3 protein-coding genes are annotated in these 3,881 nt (G+C 61.1%); all 3 read right to left on the bottom strand.

The window, feature by feature from the left end:
- A partial coding sequence (locus tag EN994_RS21570) for an ABC transporter transmembrane domain-containing protein (protein WP_127307796.1) occupies positions 1 to 1,734 on the bottom strand: 1,734 nt, incomplete at its 3' end.
- 39 nt (positions 1,735 to 1,773) lie between these two features.
- Complete coding sequence (locus tag EN994_RS21565) at positions 1,774 to 3,222, bottom strand: TolC family protein (protein ID WP_013529844.1); 1,449 nt, start codon at positions 3,220 to 3,222, stop codon at positions 1,774 to 1,776.
- Between the two features lie 421 nt (positions 3,223 to 3,643).
- Positions 3,644 to 3,881 (bottom strand): invasion associated locus B family protein (locus EN994_RS21560; protein WP_206530447.1); only part of this gene is annotated, 238 nt, incomplete at its 5' end.

Below are 3,881 nucleotides of genomic sequence, written 5' to 3'. Positions count from 1 at the left end.
GGGGCATGCCATCAGGAGGTTCTCCTTGATGGTGCCCGAGAACAGGTCGCCGGCCTGCGCAACGATGCCGACCGCGGCGCGAACCTCGGACGGGTGATACTGGCGAATGTCGATCCCATCCAGCAGCAACTCACCGGAAGTCGGCAGGAAGAGCCGGCCGACCAGCCGACCCATCGTCGTCTTTCCCGATCCTATGCGGCCGATGATGCCGATCCGCTCACCCGGCTTGACCGAGAAATTCAGGCCGGTCAAAACTTCGTTTTCCGAGCCTGGATAGACAAACCCGACATTCCTGAACACCATCGCCCCCTTGCGGATGGGGCGGTTGACGAAGCCCACCGTGTCGGGTCGATCTTCCGGTTGAGCCATGATCGAATTCACCATCCTCAGCGAGAGCATGGCCTGGCGGAACCGGGACAACGTTATGGCGATCTGGCCGAGCGGCGCCACGGCCCTGCTCGCCAGCATCACCGTTCCTATGATTGCTCCTGTCGAAACATGCCCTTCCGAGAAGGCATAGGCGCCGGCCACGACCAGGGCGACGGTCACCAGCTGCTGTATGGACTGGGTGATGTTGCCCGCCGCCGCCGAAAGCTGCTTGATCTTCTCGGACGTGTTGGCGGCGTTCTTGGAGTGCTCTCCCCATTTCCGCAGCAGATACGCCTCGGCGCGCAGCGACTTGATGGTCTCCAGCGTCGAGATCGATTCGACCAGCAGGGCCTGGCGCTGCGATGCTTCGTTCATCGAGGCGGCGACGCGCTTGCCGATGCGGCGCTGGGTGACCAGGCCGACGATGACGGACATCACGAAGGCCAGCGCCGGTATGATCACCAGCCAGCCGCCTATTGCATAGATCACAAGGAGAAAGACGAAGACGAATGCCGTGTCGATGAACACGCTTATGGTGTTGGAGGTGAAGAACTCCCTGACGAACTCATATTGCGTGACCCTGTTTGCGTATTCGCCGGTCGAGCCGGGGCGCGCCGAAAGCGACGAGTTCAGCACTTTTTCGAACAGCAGATAGGATATCCGCAGATCCGCCTTGCGCCCGGCATAGTCGATGAGGGAAGCCCTTGCCGTCTTCAAAAGCAGGTCGAACAGGATGACCGCACCGATGCCGAGAGCCAGGACCCACAGTGTCGATATCGCCTTGTTCGGCAGGATCCTGTCGTAGACGTTCATGGTGAAGATCGGCGAGGCTATGGCCAGCAGATTGATGAACACCGCCGCCAGGACGACTTTCGAGTAGGTGCGCCAGAAAGCGCCCATCGTCCCCGTAAGCCAATGTCTTCGCTCGATCCTGGCCGCCGAGCCGACCGACATGGTCTCGGCGGCATTGGCATAGGTGATCGAAAAGGAAGCGCCGCCGCTGATGTAGCTGGCGGCCAGTTCCGACCGGCCGATCGTGGTGCGGCCGTCTTCCTGGGGCGCGGTGATATACGCATCGCCTTCGCCTAGAGCCAGCAGGGCGACGGGCAATTGGCTGACGCGAAAGACGATGGCCGGCAGGTCGATACGCCCCCTGAGAAAATCGCGATGATTGAACTCGGTGACTTCCAGGCCGATGCGTTCGGCAAGGTGCCTGATGTCGTCGGCCGCAATTCGCGTGTCCGAGAGCGGCACGCCGGCAAACAGCACGGTCTCCGCGCTCGGCCTGCCGAGATATCCGGCAACGGCCGAGAAGCAGGCCTTGAACGCCTCCTTCGGGGAGAGGATGTTGGGTTGCTGGTTCACGATCTGTCCGTCAGGACGCTCGCTGGACCTTGTGCTGTCCTATTTCTTCCTCACCGGAGCGAGAATATCGAATGGCAGGTCGTTCTTCTGCTCCGATGGCGTCCGCGCATAGGTTTCTGTGTCCGCGGTTTCCGGTGCTGCGAACTCGGTGCGTGCATAGGCCGTCGCTTGCTTTGCCGGCTCGAGATTCATCGTTTTCAGCAACTGTCCGGTCGCGGCCAGGAGCCGGTACTGGGCAAACAGCGATGCGTAGGAAGCGGTATCCGCCAGCGTTGCCGTGTTGAACCGTGTATTCTGCGCATCGAGCACGTCGAGCAGCGAGCGCTGTCCGACCTTGAACTGCTCGCGATAGGAAGCAACCAGCTTCTCATTGGCAGCGGCTTGTTGCCTCAGGGTCTTTGCCAGATCGGCTTGCCGGAAACGGCGATCCCATGAGGTGCGAACGGCTTCCTCGATTTCGCGCTGGACCTGATGCAGCGCGAGACGCTGTTCACTGGTGCGGCGGATCTGTTCCTGCTCGTTGGCCTTGTCGATGCCACCGCGGTAGAGGTTCCAGCGCAGGACCACGCGCGCCTGCAGGTCGGTGGTGTCGCCATCGTCGCCGTCAATGTCGGTTCCTGCCCGGGCCCGACCTTCAGCGATGATGGAGGGGCCAAATTTTGCCCGCGCAGCGTCCACGAGGGAGGCCGCCGCGTCGATGTCGCTGTTGGCCATGTGTACGCGCGGATTGCTTTCCCGCGCCAACCCTATCGCGTCGTCGAGCGAGCGCGGGAGTGCGGCCGAAACATCGCCAGGCCTCGAAGGGCTGGTCAGTGGCTTTCCGACGGTTTTGAAGAAGCGGATCTTGGCCGCTTCCAGTTCCTCGGTCGCCTCCTGCATGCGCGCCTTGGCGGCGAACAGCCGTTCCTCGGCCTGTTGACGGTCGGCCTCGTTCAGCGCGCCGCCCGAGATGCCTTGCCGGATGTCGCCGAGAATTGCCTGGTGGAAGCCGAGATTCTTCTTCGCTTCGGCAACGATCGAGGCCTGCAGCATGTATTCCAGATAGTCCTGGACAACGGACAACCCGATGAATTCGGACCGTTCCAGAACGCGGAACGAAGCGCCGTCGACGCGCGATGCCTGACGGTTCAATTCGGCCCGCCTTCCGCCGCTGTCATAAAGCGTCTGCGAAACGGTAAGATCCGTTTCAGCCGGATAGAGCGCATCGCCTTCGATGGAAAGAGAGCGCCGGGACGGATTGTCGAGCCGGCGAACGCCAGCCGATGCCTCGACATCGACACTGGGAAGATAAAGGCCCTTGGCCTGCCGCAACTCGAACTCGATGGCTTCGCGATTTTCGATCGCCTGTCCAATCTCGGGATTGGACTCCACCGCGACAGCCATCGCCTCCTTGAGCGTGAGCGCGTGAGCGCTGCCGCAGGTCAGCATGGTGGCCGCCATCAAAAGACCAAGGCGCCTGCCTATGGTCGACATGTTTGTCGTATTCATTAATCCCACCCTAACGTTTCCCCAGCGTCCTTTTCAGAGCGCTAACCAAGCCAAGGCCTGCCCGTCGGTGGATTATTCACAGATTCACGAAATATGTGAGCGATTATTGATTTAGAGATCGCTAAATAGCCTTTTTGGGCAACAAGGCTGCGAGATGTAGCAAAAATAGCACATAACGTCGGCTCGCTGCGGTTGTATCCAGACGCCGCATTCAGTGGGAAAGCACAAAAAACGGCAGGCCAGTGGGCCGGTATGGCCAGAATCATGGCCGGTTCGGATAGCGGCTGTCGATGATCCAACCTGAAGTTGAGCCCTTTTTCAGGCACGCCCCTTTGGATGCCGCGTCCAAAAATACTCCATCGCGGCGGCCGGCGTACGCTTCATGTGGCTCACTGCGGCCAAAAGCTGGTCAGCGCGCACCCTAATTTGCGCTCAACGCCACCATGCGGTCGAGCGCCGCGGTCAGGCCGCGAAGCGACACAGGGAAGCTCAGCGGGGTCTCGGCGTCCGTCGTGACATTGAGCTTCAGCACCGAGCCTCCCCTCAGCTTTCCAAGCGTCGGCCGATCAACCGTAAAGACGGAGACGCAACCCGTCGGCAGGCAGGTCCTGAAGCGCTGCGGGGACGGCGGTTGATCGTCGATCTGCAGCGTCACGCCC

The sequence above is a fragment of the Mesorhizobium sp. M7A.F.Ca.CA.002.09.1.1 genome, from assembly GCF_003998555.1.
Lineage (GTDB): Bacteria > Pseudomonadota > Alphaproteobacteria > Rhizobiales > Rhizobiaceae > Mesorhizobium > Mesorhizobium ciceri.
Note: the sequence above shows the minus strand (reverse complement) of the source record. Positions and strands in the feature narration are given on the sequence as shown.